This window comes from Frondihabitans sucicola (assembly GCF_030296615.1).
Taxonomy (GTDB): domain Bacteria; phylum Actinomycetota; class Actinomycetes; order Actinomycetales; family Microbacteriaceae; genus Frondihabitans; species Frondihabitans sucicola.
The window spans coordinates 3,439,404-3,459,739 of record NZ_AP027732.1 but is presented as its reverse complement, the minus strand read 5'-3'; the positions used below and the strand labels follow the sequence as shown (position 1 = coordinate 3,459,739).

Here is a 20,336-nt window from a genome sequence, read left to right as displayed (position 1 = left end):
ATGCCCTAGGGTCGTTGCGTGACCGAACTGCTGCCGCCGTCCGCCGGGTTCTCGGCGACCGCCCTCGCTCTCTCGCTCGAGCCGCTGCCCTCTGCACAGCTGCTGGCCGGCCTCGTCGACGCCGGCGACGTCAAGACCGGCGTCGTCGAACTCGGCGCCGTGGGCGGGGTCTCCTTCGGGCTGTGGGAGCACACCGCGGGGGTGTCGACCGACGTCGAAGCCGACGAGGTCTTCGTGGTCGTGTCAGGGCGCGGGCGCGTGGAGATCGCAGGGTCGGCCGACGAGCCGGCCACCGTGATCCTGCTCGAACCGGGAACGATTGCGCGCCTGGCCGCAGGATCCCGGACGATCTGGACCATCGAGGAGCCCCTGCGCAAGGTGTGGTTCGCCGGCTGACCTCGCCGTGCCGTCCGTGAGTCGTCTCTCCGCGTCGGACGGCTCGATGCGATCAGCGGCGGGGAAACCCCTGCGGGAGTCCGTGCAGGGCGGGCTCCAGCCGGGCGAGAACAGCGGCCTCGCCCTGGAGCGCCCGCAGTTCGCGGTCGCGGCGCACCGCCGACACCGCGGCGACGAAGGTCTCGGGATCGGACGCCGGAAGCGGTGACACGTAGCGCGAGGCCTCCGCGGCGAGCCCGGCCGCCACGCGCATCCTGCTCTCCGGCGTCAGCCGTGGTGCCTGCTGGAGGAAGGCCGAGAGCCTGCGCGCCAGAGAGTCCGGGAGTCGGGCGACATCGGCGACCTCCGACCAGCGTGCCAGGGCCACCGGCACTCCGTAGACGGCACGGCTCTCTTTGGGGGCGCGCTCGTTGAGCGCGTAGGTGCCGGCCATCAGATCGCCGAGGCGCCTCGATCGACCGTTCAGCAGCGCGACCACGACGGCGATTCCGCCCGTGGTCATCACGATCTCGAGCAGCCCGACCAGGGCGCGGGTGAACGCGTGCCGGAACCCGATGGCTCCGCCGTCGAGGCGGACGACGCGCGCGCCGACCGCCAGCTTGCCGAGCGACTTGCCCTGCGTGGCGGTCTCGATCGCCGTGGGAGCCACGATCAGGCAGAGGACGATGACGGCGACGACGAGCGCCGTGGCGGTCGAGCCGTCGACGATTCCGCGGGACGCCGCCAGCGACACGACGATCAGGAGTCCGATGAGACCGAGGAAGTACACCACGTAGTCGATGACGACTCCGGCGAGGCGCAGCACGAAGCTCGCCGGCCTCACGTCGAGCCCCACGGCCTCGCCGGTGACGAGCTCGTCGTCGTCGGCCACGAACGCGTCGAACGCGGGCGGTGCTTCTCGGAGCGCGCGATGATCCGGCATGACAGTATCTAAGCAGAATGGACCTCGACGCCTACACGCAAGCCCACTCCGCCGACTGGGGCGAGCTCGACGCGCTCTCGAAGCGTCGCCGTTACTCCGGCCCCGAGGCCGATCGCCTCGTCGAGCTCTACCAGTCCGGCGCAGCCCAGCTCTCGGCCATCAAATCGACGGCAGGATCGAGCGCCACGGGCGAGCGTCTCAGCCTCTCCCTCTCGAGGGCGCGGCTCCGATTCACGGGAGCCGGTCGCAACCTCGCCGGCCAGATTCCCGCCTTCTTCGCGGCCCAGCTCCCGGCGGCGCTCTACCGCGTGCGCTGGCTGTCGCTCGCGGTCGCCGCGGTGACGGCCATCGTCGCGATCCTGTTCGCGGTCTGGGCCGCCTCGAGTCCTGCCGTTCTCGCGAACTTCGGCAGCCCCGAGTTCCGCAAGCAGTTCGCCACGCACGATTTCGTCGACTACTACTCGGACAACGCGCCGTCGTCGTTCACCGGCCAGGTCTGGACGAACAACGCATTCATCGCGGCGCAGAGCGTCGCCTTCGGCATCACGGGCGTCTACCCGGCCTACCTGCTCCTCACCAACGCCCAGAACGTGGGCATGAGCGCGGGAGTGCTGGCCGACGAGGGGCGCCTTCCGTACTTCTTCCTCTACATCGCGCCGCACGGGCAGCTCGAGCTCTACAGCCTCTTCGTCAGCATGGCCGCGGGCCTGATGATCTTCTGGGCGTGGATCGCGCCCGGCGCCCGCACTCGCGGACAGGCCCTGGCCGAAGACGGCCGCGCGCTGATCAGCATCGCGGTCGGGCTCGTCGTGTCGCTTCTCGTGTCGGGCGTCATCGAGGGGTTCGTCACGCGGCAGCCGTGGCCGTGGCCGATCAAGATCGGCATCGGGACGGTGGCCCTGGCCGCGTTCGTCTTCTACCAGTGGGTGATCGGCGGGCGGGCGTTCCGGGCCGGGCAGACCGGCGACCTCGACGAATTCGAGGCGGGATCCCGGCAGCTCGTCGCCGGCTGACCCCGACGTCTTCGCCGTGCGCGGGCGACAGCAGCAGGGACGCCCGATCCGCGTCCTCGCGGCAACCGGGGCCGAGACGGGCGACTACAGGCGGCCCGCGGCCTTGAGGGCGAGGTAGTGGTCGGCCAGGGTGGGCGGCAGGTCGGCGGGGAGCCCGTCACGACGTCGGCGCCGAGCTGCCGCAGAGCCGCCGACACGCGCGCGATGTCGAGCAACGCGCGTTCCGCCGAGGCGGCCCGATAGACCTGCTCGCGTGACGACCGCTCGTGGGCCGCTTCGGAGAGGGCAGGATCGACGACGCTCGCGACCACGACGAGGTGGCGAGCCGTCAGCTGGGGCACGGCAGCGAGCAGGTTGCGGGCCGCGCCGGGTGCGTCGAGAGTGGTGGCCAGGACGATCAGGGAGCGCTGCGTGGTGATCGCCCTCACCAGGGCGGGCACGGCGGTCCAGTCCGTCTCGACCAGGTCGGGGTCGATCGGCGCCATCGTGGTCACCATCGACGACAGCAGGGCCGCCCCGCTCGCGCCCTGCACCCTCCCGCGCACGCGCCGGTCGACGATGGCCAGGTCGACCCGGTCGCCCGCCCGAGACGCCAGCGCCCCCAGGAGCAGGGCCGATTCGAAGGCGGTGTCGAGGCGGGGTTCGTCGCCGATCCTCGCGGCGGAGGTCCGCCCGGAGTCGATGACGACGACGACCCGCCGGTCGCGTTCGGGGCGCCAGGTCCGGACGACGAGGTCTTGGCGGCGAGCCGTCGCCCGCCAGTCGATGGACCGGACGTCGTCGCCGCGGACGTACTCGCGCAGACTGTCGAACTCGGTGCCCTGACCGCGGATCATGACGCTCGTGCGCCCGTCCAGCTCGCGCAGACGAGCGAGTCGCGACGGGAGGTGCTTACGCGACGAGAACCGGGGCAGCACCCGCACGGCGCCGGGCAGTGGATGCGTCGCCTGCCGGCCGCCGAGTCGCAGCGGGCCGTAGGCGCGGACGGTGACGGCGGACGCGGTTCGCTCACCGCGACGGAACGGGGTGAGGGTGGTGGAGGTGACCGACTGGCGACCTGGCGCGACGGACACGCGGAACCGCCGGGGCGAGGCTCCGGCCGACGGCTGCCAGGCGTCGCGAGCGACCCCGTGCATCCTGCGCCTTCCGGTGTTGGCCAGCGTGAGGCGTGCCTCGGCGGACTCGCCGAGTCGGATCGCGGCCGGCAGCTCACGCGAGAGGCGCACGGCCCGCGGCGACGCGGCGAGGAGGGCGTCGGTGACGAGGAGGAGCAGGCAGAGCAGGAGCCAGCCGGCCAGAACGAGCGGGTTCGAGGTCGCGACGATCGGCACGACGCCGACGGCGACGAGCAGCACGAACCATCCGGTGACGACCATCGTCAGATCGGCACTCTGACCTGCTGCAGGACCGAGCGCAGGATCCCGTCGGCGTCGACCCCTTCGAGCTCGGCCTCCGGGCGGAGCTGCAGGCGGTGCCGCAGCACGGGAAGCGCCATCGCCTGAACGTGGTCGGGAGTGATGTGGTCCTGTCCGGTGAGCCACGCCCACGCCTTCGAGGCCGCGAGGAGAGCGGTGGATCCGCGGGGGCTGACCCCGATCTTGACGGAGGGGCTCTCGCGCGTGGCGCGGGACAGGTCGACGAGGTACGCCAGGACGTCCGGCCCGACTCCGACCCGCTGGACGGCGGCCTGCGCCTCGGCGAGCTCGGCAGCGCCGAGCACGGGCGTCACGCCGGCCGCCGTGAGGTCGCGGGGCGAGAATCCGGCAGCGTGCCGACGGAGGACCTCGATCTCGGCGGCGCGTTCGGGCAGCTCGAGGGTCAGCTTCATCAGGAAACGGTCGAGCTGGGCCTCGGGAAGCGTGTAGGTGCCCTCGTATTCGACCGGGTTCATGGTGGCTGCCACGAGGAACGGCACCGGAAGGCGCCTGGAGACTCCGTCGACCGAGACCTGGCGCTCCTCCATGGCTTCGAGGAGCGCCGACTGCGTCTTCGGGGAGTCCGGTTGATCTCGTCGGCCAGCAGGATGTTCGTGAACACCGGCCCCTCGCGGAACTCGAACTCGCCCGCCTTCGAGTCGTAGACGAGCGAGCCCGTGATGTCGCCCGGCATCAGATCGGGCGTGAACTGAACGCGGGTCGTCTCGAGGCTGAGAGCGTGGCTCAGGGCGCGCACGAGAAGGGTCTTCGCCACACCCGGCACGCCCTCGAGGAGCGCGTGTCCGCCGGCCAGGAGGGTGACGATCAGGCCGGACACGGCGCTGTCCTGCCCGACGACGGCCTTGCCGACCTCGTCGCGGACTCGCGAGAACGACAGCTGAAGATCTGTTGTCATGGATGGTTCTCCGTTGTAGGGGGTGGTCATCGGGGCTTCGACGCTCGACCGACGGCTGCCTCAAGGTCGCGGAGGCTGTCGCTCAGCGCGAGCAGGTGGCGGTCATCCTGCGGATCGGCGTCGACCAGCACGTGCCGGAGCTCGCGCGGATCGACCCCGAGCAGGTCGGCGGTGCGGAACACGACCTCGTCGACTCCGGCTCCGCGACTCAACCCGAGTGCTCCGGCCAGTCGGCCGAGCGTGCCGATCCGCACCTGGTCGAGGGCGTGCATCCTGCTGGCCCCGCGTTCGTAGAGGCGGGCGCGCCCTTCCATCGTCTCGGTGGAGCGCACGACGACCGGGAGGTTCTCGACGACGAGAGGGCCGAGGCGACGTCCTCGCCAGACGGCTGCCGCCACGGCCGCCGCCGCGAGGAGCGCGATCGACGGAGTCACCCAGCCGGGCGTCAGGGAGGCCAAAGTCCCGGAGCCCTTGGGGAGGTCGTCGATCGACGGGAGATACCAGACCAGCGTCGGGTGGTCGCCGAGCAGGGCGAGCGCGAAGGCGGCGTTGTCGTCGTCGGCGATGCCGCCGTTGGTCAGGGCCGTCGAGGTTCCGACGACGGTCGTCGTGTGGTCGCCGTCGTCCGGCGCGATCTGCACCAGGCCGAAGCCGCCGCCCGACGTGGCAGGCAGACAGCGCACGGCGCGCGGGGAGGTCGTGGTGTAGCGGGATCCGTCACCCGTGATCCTGCTCGACTGCGCGAGAGCGGGAGGTCGCAGCGCGGCGCGAGCGAGCCGTCGAGCCCGGCCGAGCCGAGAGTGACGCCGGGGGCCAGGGCATCGAGAGCCGTTTGGTCGGGCTGGACGACGACGGTGTGCGTCGACGCCGCAGCCAACCGCTTCCACTGACCGCCGGTGAGATACGGCCCGGCGTCGTAGGCGACGACGGTTGTGCCGGCAGGATTCGCAGCGGCCGCCCGCCGTGTCTCGGCCAGCGTCGTCGTGGTGACGACGCGAATGCCGTGCTGTCGGAGCACGGTCACCACGGCCTTCGCCCCGCTCTGCGCCGTGCTCGTCGGCCCGAGGGCGCTGCCGCCACGCCCCGCGAGCCCGGCGAGAGCCAGCCCGGCCACCAGGACGACGACCGCTATCACCCCGATGACGATCCAGAAGCGGCCGCTGGCGAGCGAGCGCGCCAGGCGCTCGGCTGCCGTGGGCCCGGTCTTCGCCGGACGCTCGCGCGTGTCGACCGTCATGCGGACGCACCCGACACGAGGCTCTCGGACGAATTCGCGGCGGTGCCCTCGAGCTCGCGGTCGAGGTCGCGCACGCGCTCGAACTCGGCCCCGCTGCCGGGGCGCTCGAGGTACCGGACCGCATCGAAGGCCTCGGAGGCGAGCAGGATCCGCGCCCCCTGCCGATCGAAGACCGCTGCGGCCCGCACGGCGAACGCGTGCGCTGTGGTGCCGGGCGCCGTCTGGACGAGTCCGCGCTCGGAGAGCGAGCGAGCCAGCGCCCGATACGTCTCGACGATGGCCGTGGCGTAGTCGCCTCCGGCCGCGGCGCGCGCCGCCGAAGCTCGGAGGTCTCGGGCCGGTCGCGAGTCGTCGTCGCCGAACAGGGCGGTCTCGGCGGCACCGCGCCGGTTCAGGCGCGGGACGCCGTAGACGACGAAGACGACGACGATCACGGCGACCACGACGACCAGCAGGACGATGAGGGCGATGGCCGGAGTGCCGGACACGTTTCCGAACGTCAGCGAGGAGACCCAGTCCCAGAAGCCCTGGGCGAGACGGTCGAAGAAGCCGGGCTTGGACGACTGGTACTCGCCCTTGGCGAGCTCGTCGACGAGCCAGCGCCTGGCCTGGTCCGCGGACGGGTGAAGGGGGCGCTCACGGGCGCGGTGATCCGTCGGTGGGCGGCGGCGTCCGGTGGCCGGGAGGCGGATAGCCGGGGCCCGGGGGAAGCCGGGAGGCGGATATCCGGGACCGGGGCCACCGCCGGGCTGCGACGGGCCGGGCCCCCGCCGGGGCCCGCCACGAACGGCTCGGGAGTGCGGTACGGGTCGGGCAGCGGCGTGACCCCGGCCGAACGCAGCTCCACGTAGCGGAGCAGTTCGAGGTCGAGCCCTTCGCGCCGGATCCGCAGGTCGATGTAGAGCAGCGCGACCGTCGACGACTGGATCACCGCGCCGATGGCCGAGATGAGGACGGTGATCAGGTTGCCGATCAGGGTGACGACCACGAACGTCACGATCTGGCCGGTGTCCGACACCGACCCGTTCGGCTGCAGGAGTCCGCCGCCGATCTGGGCGATGAACGACACGGGGGCGCTGGCCACGTTCGACGCGGTCGACACGATCACGGCGACCAGGGCGATGATGCCGAAGACACGCCAGAAACTGAACGTCGTGAGATGCCAGGATCGCGCGATGGCCCGCCGCACGGTCGACCGCTCGAGAAGGAGGATGCTCGGCACGAGGGCCGTCTTGGTGCCGATCCACACGGCGACGACGATGATGCCGAAGAATCCGACGACGCCGATCAGGACGCCGATGACCGTGCCCGCTCGCCCGCCGAGGACGACCAGGAGCGTGATCACACCGCCGAGCACGCCGACACCCACGATCCCAGCGGCCAGAAGCAGCAGCACCCAGCCGATCAAGGCCCAGATCCGGCCGCGTGCCTGACGCAGGAGACCGCGCAGGCGCATCTTCTCGCCCACGACCTGGTGCGACGTCTCGAGGACGAAGACGCCCTGCAGGATCGCCTGGACCGCGATGGACAGGAACAGCGGAACGATCAGGAGGGCTCCGGCGCCCGCGATCGTCCCGGGAACGATCGCGTCGCGATCCTGCGGAAGGGCCCCGGAGATTCGGCTGTAGGCGAAGAAGGCGGCACCGGCGGTGATGCCGGCCGTGACGAGGAAGGAGGCGAGGTTGAACAGCAGCGACGTGCCGAGGGTGGTGCGGGGGTTGCGGCGGAAGACGCGGAAGGCGGCCCCGAGGATGTCGCCGAGCGTGAGTGGCCGCAGCGGGACCAGCCCGGGTTTCGGCGGCGGAGCCCAGCCGGGAGCGCCCGCGCCCCACGGCTGCTGCGGGGCGCCGTCCTGCAAAGAGGACCGCCGAACGGCGGCGCGACGGGCGGCGGTGTCTGTGCGGAGCGCGGGGGAGACGCGTGTGGCCCCGATGGCTCGCTGCCGGGAACGGCTCCGCCCGGAGCAGCCCATCCTGCGCCGGCGCCGGTCGAGCCGCCGCCACCCGAGGGTCGGTCGTTCGAGGGCCGGTCGTTCGATGGCCTGTCGGTCATGCTTCCCCCGGCGTTCATCGTCGCGTGCGTCCCGAACAGGACATTTCAGTGTTCCACATGAGCCCCGCGCCAGGCCACCCGCGAAAGCGGGGCGCGGATTTCGGAGGCGTGTTCGCTAGTGTGAGGAGACCCGCGCCGCCCGGTGCGGGTGCTTACCTGTGGAGACCATGACCCCGCGCATCCTGGTGGTAGACGACGATCCTGCCCTTGCCGAGATGATCGGCATCGTGCTTCGCGCCGACGGCTTCGAGCCGTCCTTCTGTGGCGACGGAGCCGCGGCACTCGACGCCTTCCACGAAACCCAACCCGATCTCGTCCTGCTCGACCTCATGCTCCCGGGCCTCGACGGCATCGAGGTCTGCCGTCTCGTGCGCGCCGAGAGCGGTGTGCCCATCATCATGCTGACCGCCAAGAGCGACACCACCGACGTGGTGCGAGGCCTCGAGTCGGGCGCCGACGACTACGTCGTCAAGCCGTTCAACCCCAAAGAGCTCGTGGCCAGGATCCGCACCCGCCTCCGCCCGTCGTCCGAGTCGACGAGCGACGCGCTCACCGTCGGCGACCTCACCCTCGACGTGGCCGCCCACGAGGTCCGGCGAGGTGACGACGTCATCAACCTGACCCCGCTCGAGTTCGAGCTCCTGCTCGCCCTCGCGTCGAAACCGCAGCAGGTCTTCACGCGCGAGATGCTTCTCGAGCAGGTCTGGGGCTACCACTACAAGGCAGACACCCGCCTGGTCAACGTGCACGTGCAGCGTCTGCGCGCCAAGGTGGAGCACGATCCGGACAACCCGCGCATCGTCAGCACCGTGCGCGGAGTCGGCTACCGAGCCGGCGCGAGCGTCTAGCTTCCCGTGCGCCCGATCCCGTGGCGAATCTGGCTGAGGCGCCTCCTCGGCCTGTGGCGTTCGTCGCTGGAGTTCCGCACGATCGCCATCACGGTGATCCTGTCGTCGATCGCCGTGACGGTCATCGGCGCGTCGATCTCGATCAGCATCGGCAACAACGTGTACGAGCAGCGTCGGCAGCAGATCGAATCGGAGTCGCAGCGGGCCACCCAGTTGGCGCAGAACATCTTCGACTCCGCGACCGCCACCGAGGACAACAACCAGGTCGAGCTCGACTCCCTCCAGAACCAGGCGCAGTCGGCGATCCTCTCCTCGACGTCGAGCCCGGGCGGAACGAGCATCGCGATCCTGCGAACCCCCGGCCAGACCACCGCGCAGACCATCCAGAACATCGCCAGCCCCGATTTCCCCAACTCCGTCATCTCGAAGGAGATGCGGTCGTCGGTCGGCTCCGAGACCGAGAAACTGCACCTGCAGGCGGTCTCGTTGACGACGAGCAGCGGGCGCTCGCCGGGGATCGCCGTCGGGTCGACGCTGCAGGTGCCGACGGCCGGGCAGTACGAGCTCTACCTCGTCTACGACCTGAGCGACGCGCAGAAGACCCTCGACTTCATGCAGCAGACCCTCGCCATCGGTTCCATAGCCCTCGTCCTGCTCATCGCGGTGATCACCTACGTCGTGGTCAGGCTCGTCGTCGGTCCGATCCGGATTGCGGCGGAGACGAGCCAGAAGATCGCCGCCGGCCACCTCGAAGAGCGCATCCCCGAGGCGGGCGCCGACGTCATCGCGACCCTCGGCCGCTCGTTCAACGGGATGGCCGACGCCATGCAGCGTCAGATCGAACAGCTGGCCGACCTGTCGCGCATGCAGCAGCGCTTCGTCTCGGACGTCTCGCACGAGCTCCGGACGCCGCTCACGACCATCCGGCTGGCCGGCGACATGCTCTACGACAACCGCGAGACCTTCGACGCACCTGCCGCCCGCACCGCCGAGCTGCTGCACACCCAGGTCGACCGCTTCGAGCTCCTGCTGGCCGATCTCCTCGAGATCTCCCGTTTCGACGCCGGCGCCGTCGAGCTCGAGACCGAGCCGGTCCCGATCGTGCGGCTCGTCGAGCAGAGCGTCGACGAGTTCTATCCCCTCGCCGAGGAGCGGGCAGCAGGATCACCGTCGACGCCCGAGGCGGGTACTTCGAGGCCGACATCGACCCTCGGCGGGTGCGCAGGATCCTGCGGAACCTTCTCGGCAACGCGATCGAGCACGGCGAGGGGCGTCCGATCGGGGTGGTGATCGACAGCAACGCGTCCGCGGTGGCGATCGCCGTCGACGACGAGGGTGCGGGCATGACGGCTCAGGACGCCGAGCGCGTGTTCGACCGATTCTGGCGCGCCGACCCGTCACGCAAACGGACCATCGGGGGAACGGGGCTCGGGCTCTCGATCAGCCGCGAAGACGCCGCGCTGCACGGCGGACACCTCGAGGTGTGGTCGTCGCCGGGCGTGGGCACCCGCTTCGTGGTCACCCTTCCCCGACGCCGGGGAGCTACCATCACGTCGTCACCCATCCCCGTCGACCAGCGTGAAGGAGGCGACGAATGAGAGTGCCCTCTCCGAGCGCCTCCGCTCTCGACGCCTGCCTTTACGGCGAGTACGGGCCGTCGCCGTCGTCGCCGCGGTCGCGGTGGCGCTCGTCGGGTGCGCGAGCATCCCGTCGACCGGAGGCGTCCAGACCGGTGACCCGATCACCAGCAAGGTGCAGAGCGACATCGAGTACCTTCCGTCCGGACCGGTGGCCGGGAGCGACCAGGAGCGGATCCTGCGCGGCTTCGTCGCCGCCGGCACCGGCTCCCAGAGCGACTACGCCGTGGCGCGCGAGTACCTGTCGAAGTCGTTCTCCAAGAAGTGGAATCCCCGGGCCGGCGTGATCGTCCGGCAGGGGTCGGGAACCTTCCGGTCGGTGTCCGACAGCCAGGCGACGTTCACGGTGCAGAGCGCGGCGACGGTCGACGCCGAGGGGCACTACACCGAGTCGCAGCCTTCGACGTCGACGAACCTGAGCTTCAAGTTCGTGAAGGAGTCGGGCCAGTGGCGACTCAGCTATGCGCCGGACGGCATTCAGCTCTCGACGGCGAACTTCGATCTCGTCTTCCGGCCGCACGCCGTGTACTTCTTCGACCCGACCTACTCCTACCTGGTTCCCGACCAACGCTGGTTCCTCGCGCGGACGTCGACGACGACCAGGATCGTCTCCGCTCTTCTGGCCGGCCCCTCCACCTGGCTGCGCGGTGCCGTCGTGTCCGCGTTCCCCGAGGGCACGCAGCTCTCTCTCGACTCGGTGACGGTCGCGTCCGGCACGGCCAAGGTCGACCTGAGCGGTGACGCGCTGTCGGCCGACTCGACCGCGCGGATCCGCATGCACGCGCAACTCCTGGCGAGCCTCTCCACGGTCGCGACGGTGAACGCCGTCGACATCAACGTCGAGGGGAACGCCCTCTCGATTCCCTCCGGCTCGCAGCCGAGCGTCAATCCGACGGTCGACGCGAGGCCGCTCGTCATCGCGAAGGGTCAGTTCGGCTTCGCGAGCCCCACGACCGTGTCGCCGATCCCGGGCCTCACCAAGTCGGTCACCTCGCTCAAGCCCACGTCGGTCGAGCTCTCCACCAAGCAGAACGTCGCCGCCGTCGGCACGGCCGCCGGCGTCTACGCGGTCAAAGACGACGGCATCGCGCGCAAGGTCGACTCCCGCTCCGATCTGGCCGCCCCGTCGCTCGACGACCTCGGCTACGTCTGGAGCGCCAAGGTCGACCAGCCGCGCTCTCTCACGGCTTTCACCCTCGACGGAGTCGCCCACCCCCTCACTACGTCGCTTCCCGCCGACGAGAGTCTCGTGGCGTTCAAGGTGTCGCGAGACGGCACGCGGGTGGTGCTCCTCCTCAACGCCGACGGCACCACCAAGCTGCTCGTCGCCGCCGTCATCCGCGACAGCAAACACGTGCCGGTCAAACTCGGCGACCCCCTCGAGCTCACTCCGCCGAGCGGCAACCCCGTCGCGGTGACGTGGGTCGACGAGCTGACGGTCGCGACCCTCTCCACCAACGACGCCGGCGACTCGCTCGTGGCCGAACAGGACGTCGGCGGTGAGACCACCGACCTCGGTCGGCCGACCGGCACCGGGGTCGACATCGTCGGCGGCAACGGGGCCGACCGCGTGCGCGTTCTGACCGCCACCGGCAGCCTGCTCGAACCCCGAGGAAACGGCTGGGAGGACACCGGCGTCTCGGCCGACCTCCTCGCGACACAGCGGTGAGACCTGTGGAGAACGTCTCGTTCTCCACAGATGTCGGATTCCCAGGGCCACGCAGGATCATCCCGCGTCACGATCGAGGGCATGTCCCGCTCGACTCCACAGGCCTCCCGCGCGTCGGCTTCGCGTCTCCCACCCGCCGTCCTCTCCGCGCTGCGCTCCGCCCTCGCGCTGGTCGCGCCGTGCGACTGTGCCGGCTGCGGCGCGCCCGACCTCGAACTCTGCGGCGTCTGTCGCGAGCGGCTGCGGGGCGAGCCGGTCGTGACCGCTCTCCCGGACGGCACACCGCTCGTGTCGGCGCTGGTGTACGACGGCGCGGTGCGCGAGGTCGTCCTCGCCTTCAAGCAGGCCGGGCGGTACCGGCTTGCCCGCGAGCTCGGGCCAGCCCTCGGGGCGGCGCTGGGGGAGGTGCGCGCGGTCGCCGGAGCCGCGGGTGCGGGAGCCGTCGCCGGGGCGAGCGCCGGCTGCGTCGGCGATGCGCCCGGGCCGTCGCCGATCGCCGTGCTGGCGGTGCCCTCGTCGCGCGCCGGCCGCAGGCGACGCGGCTACGACCCCGTCGACCTCCTCGTCCGGGCGGCGGGGGCCGTCCCTGCGCGGCCGGGGCTCTCGATCCTGCGCTCTGCGGCTCTTCGGGGTTCGGGATCGCAGAAGTCGAGGACCCGGAGCGCCCGGTTCTCCGCACGTGTCGGGTCGATGCGCTGTCCCGCGTACTGGGCAGGCCGGCGGGTGGTCGTCGTCGACGACGTGGCCACCTCGGGCGCGACGCTGGGGGAGGCCGTGCGCGCCGCACGTGCCGCCGGTGCCGACGTCGTCGCCGCGTGCTGTCTGGCAGCCACGCCGCTCGTGTCTGCGAAAGTGCCATGATTCGCATGCGAGCCCGCACGGTGCCGGGTGGGAGCCCGGTGCGCAGGCGTCCAATCGGTGAACATCACGTGACACGACCTCCGCTACGTGGCTACGGTGGCCTCACAGGGCGTGAAAGCAATACCGCCTACCAGAATGGCGGCACGCCGGAGTGGCTGGGAGAACGTCATGGAAATTTCCGTAACGGGTCGAAACGTCGGTATCACCGATCGGTTCCGCGAATATGCCACCGAGAAAGCCGACAAGGTGGCCGCACTCGCCACCAGGGCTCTGGCGCTCGAGATCAAGGTCTCGCGCCACAACGAGAAATCAGCGGGCGGATCCGGCGACGACCGGGTCGAACTTACGCTGATCGGCCCCGGCCCGCTGGTCCGCGCAGAGTCGAGCGGATCCGACAAGTACGTCGCCTTCGACCTGGCGATCGGGCGACTCGTCGAGCGAGTCCGTCGAGCGAAAGATCGATCGAAGGTGCACCGCGGCCAGCACCGGCCGACGTCGCTGCACGAGGCCTCGGCCGACGACTTCCGCGGCACCGGCATCGTCCCCGCCGACGCCGAGACGCTCGAGCAGGTGCGCACCGGCGCCGTCGGCGTCGTCACGGCCGACGGCGAGCAGGCCGAAGACGCCTACTGCCCGGTGGTCATCCGCAAGAAGGTCTTCGCATCGACCCCGATGACCGTCGACGACGCCCTCTATTACATGGAGCTCGTCGGTCACGACTTCTACCTGTTCACCGACTCCGAGACGGGTCGCCCGAGCGTCGTCTACCGGCGAAAGGGCTGGGACTACGGCGTCATCGGTCTGGACGACACCGCCCCCGTGCACCAGGAGACCGAGATGGCGATCCGGGGCGGCCTCGTCAGCTGAGTCGGAGAAGACGCCCTGGGAGGCAGTCGGGCATTCGCTTGGCCGCCTCTCAGGGCGTCGGCCAGTAGGCTTGCTAAAATCACGGGCTGGTAACAGCAACACCAGTACCAGTTCCAAACACAGTGGGAGTTCCGGTGGCCAACGTTCTCGAGAAAGTCCTTCGCGTCGGCGAAGGCCGCACTCTTCGCAAGCTGAAGGCGTACGCCAAGGCGGTCGGCGACCTCGAAGAAGACTTCAAGTCGCTCACCGACGAAGAGCTGCACTCCGAGACGGCAGACCTGCGCGAGCGCTACGCCGGTGGGGAGTCGCTCGACGACCTCCTCCCCGAAGCGTTCGCCGCGGTCCGCGAAGCCGCGACCCGCACGCTCGGGATGCGTCACTTCGACGTCCAGCTCATGGGCGGCGCGGCGCTCCACCTCGGCAACATCGCCGAGATGAAGACCGGTGAGGGCAAGACGCTCGTCGCGACCACGGCCGCGTACCTCAACGCCATCGCCTCGCGCGGCGTCCACGTCATCACGGTCAACGACTTCCTCGCGAGCTACCAGTCCGAGCTCATGGGCCGCGTGTTCCGCGCCCTCGGCATGACCACCGGCTGCATCCTCGCCGGCCAGTCGCCCGCCGAGCGTCGCGAGATGTACGCCGCCGACATCACGTACGGCACCAACAACGAGTTCGGCTTCGACTATCTCCGCGACAACATGGCCTGGCAGGCCAGCGACATGGTGCAGCGCGGCCACTTCTTCGCCATCGTCGACGAGGTCGACTCGATCCTCATCGACGAGGCTCGCACGCCGCTCATCATCTCCGGTCCGTCATCCGGCGAGGCCAACCGGTGGTTCGCCGAGTTCGCCACCCTGGCGCGTCGGCTCCAGCCCGAGATCGACTACGAGGTCGACGAGAAGAAGCGCACGGTCGGCGTCCTCGAGCCCGGCATCGAGAAGGTCGAAGACTACCTCGGCATCGACAACCTCTACGAGTCGGCCAACACTCCTCTGATCTCGTTCCTCAACAACGCGATCAAGGCCGACGCTCTGTTCAAGCGCGACAAAGACTACGTCGTCATCAACGGCGAGGTGCTGATCGTCGACGAGCACACCGGCCGCATCCTTTCAGGGCGTCGCTACAACGAGGGCATCCACCAGGCCATCGAGGCCAAGGAAGGCGTCGAGGTCAAGGCCGAGAACCAGACCCTCGCCACGGTCACGCTGCAGAACTACTTCCGTCTCTACAAGAAGATCTCGGGCATGACCGGTACGGCCGAGACCGAGGCCGCCGAGTTCATGAGCACCTACAAGCTCGGCGTCGTCGCGATCCCGACCAACAAGCCGATGCAGCGCAAAGACCAGACCGACCTCGTCTACAAGAACGAGACGGCGAAGTTCGAGCAGGTCGCCGAAGACATCGCCGAGCGGAACGAGAAGGGCCAGCCCGTCCTCGTCGGCACGACGAGCGTCGAGAAGAGCGAGTACCTCTCCAAGCTGCTCGCCAAGAAGGGCATCAAGCACGAGGTCCTGAACGCGAAGAACCACGCTCGCGAAGCAGCCATCGTCGCTCAGGCCGGCCGTCTCGGTTCCGTCACCGTCGCCACGAACATGGCCGGTCGAGGCACCGACATCATGCTCGGGGGCAACGCCGAGTTCCTCGCCGTCGCCGAGATGAACAGCCGCGGCCTGAGCCCGGTCGAGACTCCCGACGAGTACGAAGCGGCCTGGGACGACGTCTTCGCCGACCAGAAGGCCGCCGTCGCCGAGGAGGCCGACAAGGTCATCGAGGCGGGCGGGCTCTACGTCCTCGGCACGGAGCGCCACGAGTCGCGCCGCATCGACAACCAGCTGCGAGGCCGCAGCGGCCGTCAGGGCGACCCGGGCGAGAGCCGCTTCTACCTGTCGCTCACCGACGACCTCATGCGCCTGTTCAACTCCGGTGCGGCCGAGAACCTCATGGGTCGCGGCAGCGTCCCCGACGACCTCGCGATCGAGAACAAGATCGTCGGTCGGGCCATCCGGTCGGCGCAGTCGCAGGTCGAGGGTCGCAACGCCGAGATCCGCAAGAACGTCCTCAAGTACGACGACGTCCTGAACCGCCAGCGCGAGGCCATCTACTCCGACCGCCGCCACATCCTCGAGGGCGACGACCTCAAAGACCGCACCGAGGCCTTCCTCGACGACGTCATCAACGAGGTCATCGATTCCCACACGGGCGAAGGCAACCCCGACGAGTGGGACCTCGACGCGATGTGGACCGAGTTGGGCACCCTGTTCCCGATCTCCATCACGATCGACGAGGTCATCACCGAGGCCGGTTCCAAGGGCAAGGCGACCCGCGAGTTCCTCTCGAAAGAGATCCTCTCCGACGCCCGGGTGGCCTACGAAGCTCGCGAGGAATCGCTCGGCGACTCGGCCATGCGTGAACTGGAGCGCAAGGTCGTCCTCTCGGTCATCGACCGCCGCTGGCGTGATCACCTCTACGAGATGGACTACCTGAAAGACGGCATCGGCCTGCGAGCCATGGCTCAGCGCGACCCTCTCGTCGAGTACCAGCGCGAGGGCTTCGCCCTGTTCCAGAACATGATGGGCGCCATCCGCGAAGAGAGCATCGGCTTCCTCTTCAACCTCGAAGTCGAAGTGCAGAGCCAGGTCGGCCACGAAGGCCACGACCACGGCCCGATCATCGCCGCCAAGGGCCTCGGCGAGGGCGAGAACGCCGACGCCGTCCTCAACTTCTCCGCTCCCAACACGGAGGGCGAGGTCGAGGTCCGCGACCAGAGCGGCCACCTCGAGAAGGCGGAGACAGCTCGCGCTCAGCGCCAGCAGCAACTCGTCGAGGAGAACGCCGACCCCGAGATCGCGGCAGCCCGAGCCACCTCCGGCTCGACCGAGGCCTCGGGTGGCGACGGCCAGCCCGCCAAGCGCGGAGCCTTCGGCCAGACGACCACCGCCGCGGCTCCGCCGGTGAACCGTGCCGAGCGTCGCTCGCAGGGTAAGCGCAAGTAGTTTCCCCGCAGCACGCAAAGGCCCCGTCGCACCTCGTGTGCGGCGGGGCCTTTGCGTGGGCCGTGGGCCGGGCGCGTGTTCGCCGAGATCGCAGGTCGGCCGGCCTCTGAGGCCAGGCGGAGGCCGACCTGCGACCTCGGGCCCGGACGGCGTGCCGGCGCGTGCGTGCCCGGACGGCGTGCCGGCGCGTGCGCGCCGCCCCGTTCGGCCGAGCCCGGCACACCGGACCGTGTCGGCACGGGAGCGGCGCCGGGTGGGGAGTGTCGCCCGGGCCGATCACCACAGACCGCGCGCGGCAGCGGCGGCTCAGAGCACGTGGACCGCGGTCGCGCGCCAGCGGCTGCCGAACGACTCGAGGCGCAGGGCGACCGCGCGGCTGCGCGCGCGCCCGTGGATCACGACGACGGCCTCGGCGACGCCCGTGTCGGGCTCGGTGATCCGTACGGTGCCGACGGTGAACGACGGGCGCTGCGGCGACTCACCCCGCGCGCTCCGCGCTCGAGTCGCCAGAACCACTCGCTTGAGCAGGTGGCGGTAGACGTCGTCGGTGACCCAGCGGGCGATCTGCTCGATCTCGCGGGCCCCGGCCAGGATCTCGAAGACGCAGCGCGCGAGATTCGTGGCGAGGGGCGCAGGATCCGGCAGCTCCCGCCCGGCATCTGCCCGGGGCGCCTGACCGGGATCGGCGGCGACCCCGGTCGTGCTGCCCGGCGGCGGCACGGCTCGTAGCGGCGACTCTGCGCGCGGGGGAGGGACGGAGGTGTCGATGCGCCTGGGCGCAGCGGAGGACGGGGTCATGTCGACTGCTCTCGCTCGTGTACGGAAGGAGCGTCCCGTTCTGACGGGCACCCGAGGCGCCGATGTCAAAGGGGCTTAGCATCAACATATGACATTCTGAAGCAGCGACACACGGGATACGGACGGATCTGTGGACAAGTGCCCCTAATCCACGTCCGGCTGGTTAGCGGGAGGTGGGATCCTGCGCCCTTGAGGATCGATCTCGGTGATGCTGCCGAAGTCGAAGCCGTTCCAGAGGGCTGAGCGGCGGGACTCCTCGTACTTCGCTTCGAGGAACCCGTCGAGCACGCTCTGCTCGACGCGCCACTCGTCGTAGGGGCCGACGCGGATGGCCGGGAGCTCGCCGCTGCCGACCATCGACTCGACGTCCTCGATGGTGAGGCTCAGCATCGCGGCGACCTCGGCGACGACCAGGAACCGTCGAGGCGGGGGCGCACTGGGAGCGGGGGACATACGTCGATTATCGGCCCGGGCGCGGCGCGGTGTCCCGTATCGGCGACGCGAGTCCCCGGGCGCGGCGGTTAGGCTGAACGACGTGTCGACGCTCAGTGATCTCGTTCTCGCCCAAGGCCGCTCCAGTGAGGCCGATGTCGAGTGGCTGCACCTCCTCGTCGGCGACTGGCAGCTCTTGGCCGACCTCGCGTTCGCCGACATGGTGCTCTGGGTGCCCACCGACTCCGGCAGTTTCGTGGCCGTGGCTCACGCCCGCCCGTCGAGCTCGGCCACCCTTTTCTACCGCGACTTCGTCGGGCACGAGGTGCGTCCCGAGTGGCGTGCGCAGATCGGGCAGGCGTTCGACACCGCCCAGATCGTCGACTCGGCGGCTCCCGACTGGTACGAGGAGACACCCACGCGCGTCCGGGCCGTCCCGGTTCTTCGCCGACTCGGTGCCAGTCGACCCGACATCAGCGAGCACCCGATCGCCGTCATCACGCGGCACACCAACCTCAGCGAGGCGCGGACTCCGAGCCGGCAGGAGCTGACCTTCAACCAGTGCGCCAACGACTTGTTCGCGATGATCGCGGCCGGCGACTTCCCCGACCTCGGTGCCCCGACCGGGCCGCGGCGCGGTGCTCCCCGCGCCTCCGACGGCCTCCTGCGACTCGACGTCGACGGCACGGTCGTCTTCGCCAGCCCCAACGGTCTCTCGGCCTTCAACCGCATGGGGTTCCTCGGTGAGCTCGAGGGGAGTCGCTCGCGGAGGTCACCACGAACCTCCTGTCGGGCAAACTGGTCGTCGACGAGTCGCTGCCGCTGGTCGTGACGGGCCGTGCTCCGTGGCGCACCGACGTCGAGGCCAAGGGCGTCACCGTGTCACTGCGTGCGATCCGCTGCGCGACCGAGGCGAGCGGGTCGGCGCCATCGTGCTGTGCCGCGACGTCACCGAGCTCCGGCACCAGGAGCGCGAGCTCATCACGAAAGACGCGACGATCCGCGAGATCCACCACCGCGTCAAGAACAACCTGCAGACCGTGGCGTCCCTGCTGCGCATCCAGGCCCGTCGCACGCAGACCGACGTGGCGCGCGACGCCCTCAACCAGGCCATGCGCCGTGTCGCGTCGATCGCCGTGGTGCACGACACGCTGTCGGAGGGCCTCAATCAGAACGTCGACTTCGACACCGTCTTCGAGCGGGTCCTGCTGCTCATCGCGGAGGTCGCGTCGTCGCACAACACCACGGTGCGGCCGAAGTTCACCGGCAGTTTCGGCACGCTGCCCAGCGAGTACGCGACGCCGCTCGCGCTCGCTCTGACAGAACTCGTCACGAACGCGGTCGAGCACGGCCTCGACGGCCGCGACGGGGATGTCGACATCATCGCCGAGCGCACCGACGAGCAGCTCACGGTCAAGGTGCGCGACAACGGGATCGGCCTGCCCGAGGGCAAAGTCGGCTCCGGGCTCGGGACGCAGATCGTGCGCACCCTCATCCAGGGCGAGCTCTCGGGCACCATCGATTGGCACACGCTGGTCGGGTCGGGCACCGAGGTGACGATCGACGTGCCGCTCCGCTGGGCGAAGCAGCCGGCCTAGGGGACTCGCCCGTCGGCCTCCGGCTTCAGGCCTTCAGCGTTTTGGCGAGTGGGCCGAGTTGTCCGCCTCAGGTGGCAGCCGCGTGCATTTCGGCCCACTCGGCGTTCGCGTCGGCATCGCGCTGCGGGCAGAGCTCAGCGGCTCGACGGCGCACGGGGCCACAGACCGGGGCCGGCGACAGGCGCCTCGACGCCATGCGCACGCTGACCGGCGACGGCGCACTCCGACACCCCGGTACGTCCACAGCACACACGAAGGGCGCGCCCCGCACGGTCGCCCGTGCCGGAACGCGCCCCCGGCGCTGCAAGCCCCGAGGGGCCGCTGTGATCGTATGAAGTTGTCGAGCGGAGCTGTCTGCCGGAGCCGAAGCTAGCTGGCGCGGCGGGCCCGAGCGGCGCGGCGCTTGAGGGCGCGGCGCTCGTCTTCGCTGAGGCCACCCCAGACGCCGGAGTCTTGCGACGTCTCGAGAGCGTACTGAAGGCACGTCTCGGTGACGGTGCAGCGTGCACAAACCGCCTTCGCCTTGTCGATCTGATCGACGGCCGGCCCGGTGTTCCCGACAGGGAAGAAGAGCTCCGGGTCTGCAGTCAGGCAGGCGGCCTTGTCACGCCAATCCATCTATGGGTACTCCTTAAATGCTGAACCGCACAGCAAAGTGCCAGGGTTCCGGTGGGGGAAA

General features: G+C 70.0%; 17 protein-coding genes and 3 pseudogenes. 10 read left to right on the top strand and 10 right to left on the bottom strand.

Annotation, left to right across the window (positions count from 1 at the left end; genetic code table 11):
• Positions 1 to 18 precede the first annotated feature (18 nt).
• Positions 19 to 396 carry a cupin domain-containing protein gene (locus QUE79_RS17845; protein ID WP_286344241.1) on the top strand — a complete coding sequence of 126 codons (378 nt, stop codon included), beginning with the start codon at positions 19 to 21 and terminating at the stop codon, positions 394 to 396.
• A 52-nt stretch (positions 397 to 448) separates the two neighbouring features.
• Here the strand turns inward: QUE79_RS17845 and QUE79_RS17840 are convergent, their stop codons facing one another.
• Positions 449 to 1,318 carry an RDD family protein gene (locus QUE79_RS17840; protein WP_286344240.1) on the bottom strand — a complete coding sequence of 290 codons (870 nt, stop codon included), beginning with the start codon at positions 1,316 to 1,318 and terminating at the stop codon, positions 449 to 451.
• A gap of 17 nt (positions 1,319 to 1,335) precedes the next feature.
• Between QUE79_RS17840 and QUE79_RS17835 the strand changes: the two genes are divergently transcribed.
• The gene (locus tag QUE79_RS17835; RefSeq protein ID WP_286344239.1) at positions 1,336 to 2,331 is read left to right on the top strand and encodes a stage II sporulation protein M; all 996 of its coding nucleotides are present in this window, start codon (positions 1,336 to 1,338) and stop codon (positions 2,329 to 2,331) included.
• An 84-nt stretch (positions 2,332 to 2,415) separates the two neighbouring features.
• On the opposite strand, the pseudogene QUE79_RS17830 reads toward QUE79_RS17835, so the two are convergent.
• From QUE79_RS17830 to QUE79_RS17805, 6 genes and pseudogenes are all read right to left on the bottom strand, one after another.
• A pseudogene (locus QUE79_RS17830) lies at positions 2,416 to 3,707 on the bottom strand (DUF58 domain-containing protein).
• Positions 3,708 to 3,709: 2 nt separating this feature from the next.
• Positions 3,710 to 4,662, bottom strand: a pseudogene (locus QUE79_RS17825) (AAA family ATPase).
• Positions 4,663 to 4,688: 26 nt separating this feature from the next.
• Complete coding sequence (locus QUE79_RS17820; protein ID WP_286344238.1) at positions 4,689 to 5,303, bottom strand: hypothetical protein; 615 nt, start codon at positions 5,301 to 5,303, stop codon at positions 4,689 to 4,691.
• Positions 5,240 to 5,899: a DUF4350 domain-containing protein gene (locus QUE79_RS17815; protein ID WP_286344237.1), complete on the bottom strand. Its 660-nt coding sequence runs from the start codon at positions 5,897 to 5,899 to the stop codon at positions 5,240 to 5,242. The genes QUE79_RS17820 and QUE79_RS17815 overlap by 64 nt, the downstream gene beginning before the upstream one ends.
• On the bottom strand, positions 5,896 to 6,387 hold the full coding sequence (locus tag QUE79_RS17810; protein ID WP_286344236.1) for a DUF4129 domain-containing protein: 492 nt from the start codon (positions 6,385 to 6,387) through the stop codon (positions 5,896 to 5,898). Before QUE79_RS17810 ends, QUE79_RS17815 begins: the two co-directional genes overlap by 4 nt.
• A gap of 11 nt (positions 6,388 to 6,398) precedes the next feature.
• Positions 6,399 to 7,757 (bottom strand): hypothetical protein, encoded by a 1,359-nt coding sequence (locus QUE79_RS17805; RefSeq protein ID WP_286344235.1) that lies wholly within the window; start codon positions 7,755 to 7,757, stop codon positions 6,399 to 6,401.
• Between the two features lie 361 nt (positions 7,758 to 8,118).
• Between QUE79_RS17805 and mtrA the strand changes: the two genes are divergently transcribed.
• From mtrA to secA, 7 genes are all read left to right on the top strand, one after another.
• Positions 8,119 to 8,799: an MtrAB system response regulator MtrA gene (gene mtrA, locus QUE79_RS17800; RefSeq protein WP_286344234.1), complete on the top strand. Its 681-nt coding sequence runs from the start codon at positions 8,119 to 8,121 to the stop codon at positions 8,797 to 8,799.
• Positions 8,800 to 8,805: 6 nt separating this feature from the next.
• On the top strand, positions 8,806 to 10,089 hold the full coding sequence (locus tag QUE79_RS17795; protein WP_286344233.1) for a sensor histidine kinase: 1,284 nt from the start codon (positions 8,806 to 8,808) through the stop codon (positions 10,087 to 10,089).
• Positions 10,017 to 10,397, top strand: coding sequence for an ATP-binding protein (locus tag QUE79_RS17790; protein WP_286344232.1), 381 nt, complete (start codon positions 10,017 to 10,019; stop codon positions 10,395 to 10,397). Before QUE79_RS17795 ends, QUE79_RS17790 begins: the two co-directional genes overlap by 73 nt.
• Positions 10,378 to 12,105 carry an LpqB family beta-propeller domain-containing protein gene (locus tag QUE79_RS17785; protein ID WP_286344231.1) on the top strand — a complete coding sequence of 576 codons (1,728 nt, stop codon included), beginning with the start codon at positions 10,378 to 10,380 and terminating at the stop codon, positions 12,103 to 12,105. Before QUE79_RS17790 ends, QUE79_RS17785 begins: the two co-directional genes overlap by 20 nt.
• A 30-nt stretch (positions 12,106 to 12,135) precedes the next feature.
• Positions 12,136 to 12,966, top strand: a complete 831-nt coding sequence (locus tag QUE79_RS17780) for a ComF family protein (RefSeq protein ID WP_286344230.1) — start codon at positions 12,136 to 12,138, stop codon at positions 12,964 to 12,966.
• A gap of 168 nt (positions 12,967 to 13,134) precedes the next feature.
• Positions 13,135 to 13,833, top strand: a complete 699-nt coding sequence (gene hpf, locus QUE79_RS17775) for a ribosome hibernation-promoting factor, HPF/YfiA family (protein ID WP_286344229.1) — start codon at positions 13,135 to 13,137, stop codon at positions 13,831 to 13,833.
• Positions 13,834 to 13,967: 134 nt separating this feature from the next.
• Positions 13,968 to 16,829 (top strand): preprotein translocase subunit SecA, encoded by a 2,862-nt coding sequence (secA, locus tag QUE79_RS17770; protein WP_286344228.1) that lies wholly within the window; start codon positions 13,968 to 13,970, stop codon positions 16,827 to 16,829.
• A gap of 306 nt (positions 16,830 to 17,135) precedes the next feature.
• Here secA and QUE79_RS17765 read toward each other — a convergent pair whose 3' ends face one another.
• A complete protein-coding gene (locus tag QUE79_RS17765; protein ID WP_286344227.1) occupies positions 17,136 to 17,627 on the bottom strand; it encodes an Rv3235 family protein in 492 nt (163 codons plus the stop codon).
• A gap of 144 nt (positions 17,628 to 17,771) precedes the next feature.
• Positions 17,772 to 18,080, bottom strand: a complete 309-nt coding sequence (locus QUE79_RS17760) for a helix-turn-helix domain-containing protein (RefSeq protein WP_286344226.1) — start codon at positions 18,078 to 18,080, stop codon at positions 17,772 to 17,774.
• Positions 18,081 to 18,162: 82 nt separating this feature from the next.
• On the opposite strand from QUE79_RS17760, the pseudogene QUE79_RS17755 reads away from it, so the two are divergent.
• A pseudogene (locus QUE79_RS17755) lies at positions 18,163 to 19,657 on the top strand (sensor histidine kinase).
• A 369-nt stretch (positions 19,658 to 20,026) separates the two neighbouring features.
• Here the strand turns inward: QUE79_RS17755 and QUE79_RS17750 are convergent.
• Complete coding sequence (locus QUE79_RS17750) at positions 20,027 to 20,275, bottom strand: WhiB family transcriptional regulator (protein WP_286344225.1); 249 nt, start codon at positions 20,273 to 20,275, stop codon at positions 20,027 to 20,029.
• Positions 20,276 to 20,336: the final 61 nt, after the last annotated feature.

What these genes read in the sequence shown, in the direction of transcription:
- QUE79_RS17840 (WP_286344240.1), bottom strand. Translation starts at nt 1,318, where the DNA reads ATGCCGGATCATCGCGCGCTCCGAGAAGCACCGCCCGCGTTCGACGCG.
- QUE79_RS17835 (WP_286344239.1), top strand. Translation starts at nt 1,336, where the DNA reads ATGGACCTCGACGCCTACACGCAAGCCCACTCCGCCGACTGGGGCGAG.
- QUE79_RS17815 (WP_286344237.1), bottom strand. Translation starts at nt 5,899, where the DNA reads ATGACGGTCGACACGCGCGAGCGTCCGGCGAAGACCGGGCCCACGGCA.
- mtrA (WP_286344234.1), top strand. Translation starts at nt 8,119, where the DNA reads ATGACCCCGCGCATCCTGGTGGTAGACGACGATCCTGCCCTTGCCGAG.
- QUE79_RS17780 (WP_286344230.1), top strand. Translation starts at nt 12,136, where the DNA reads ATGTCGGATTCCCAGGGCCACGCAGGATCATCCCGCGTCACGATCGAG.
- hpf (WP_286344229.1), top strand. Translation starts at nt 13,135, where the DNA reads ATGGAAATTTCCGTAACGGGTCGAAACGTCGGTATCACCGATCGGTTC.
- QUE79_RS17765 (WP_286344227.1), bottom strand. Translation starts at nt 17,627, where the DNA reads ATGACCCCGTCCTCCGCTGCGCCCAGGCGCATCGACACCTCCGTCCCT.
- QUE79_RS17760 (WP_286344226.1), bottom strand. Translation starts at nt 18,080, where the DNA reads ATGTCCCCCGCTCCCAGTGCGCCCCCGCCTCGACGGTTCCTGGTCGTC.
- QUE79_RS17750 (WP_286344225.1), bottom strand. Translation starts at nt 20,275, where the DNA reads ATGGATTGGCGTGACAAGGCCGCCTGCCTGACTGCAGACCCGGAGCTC.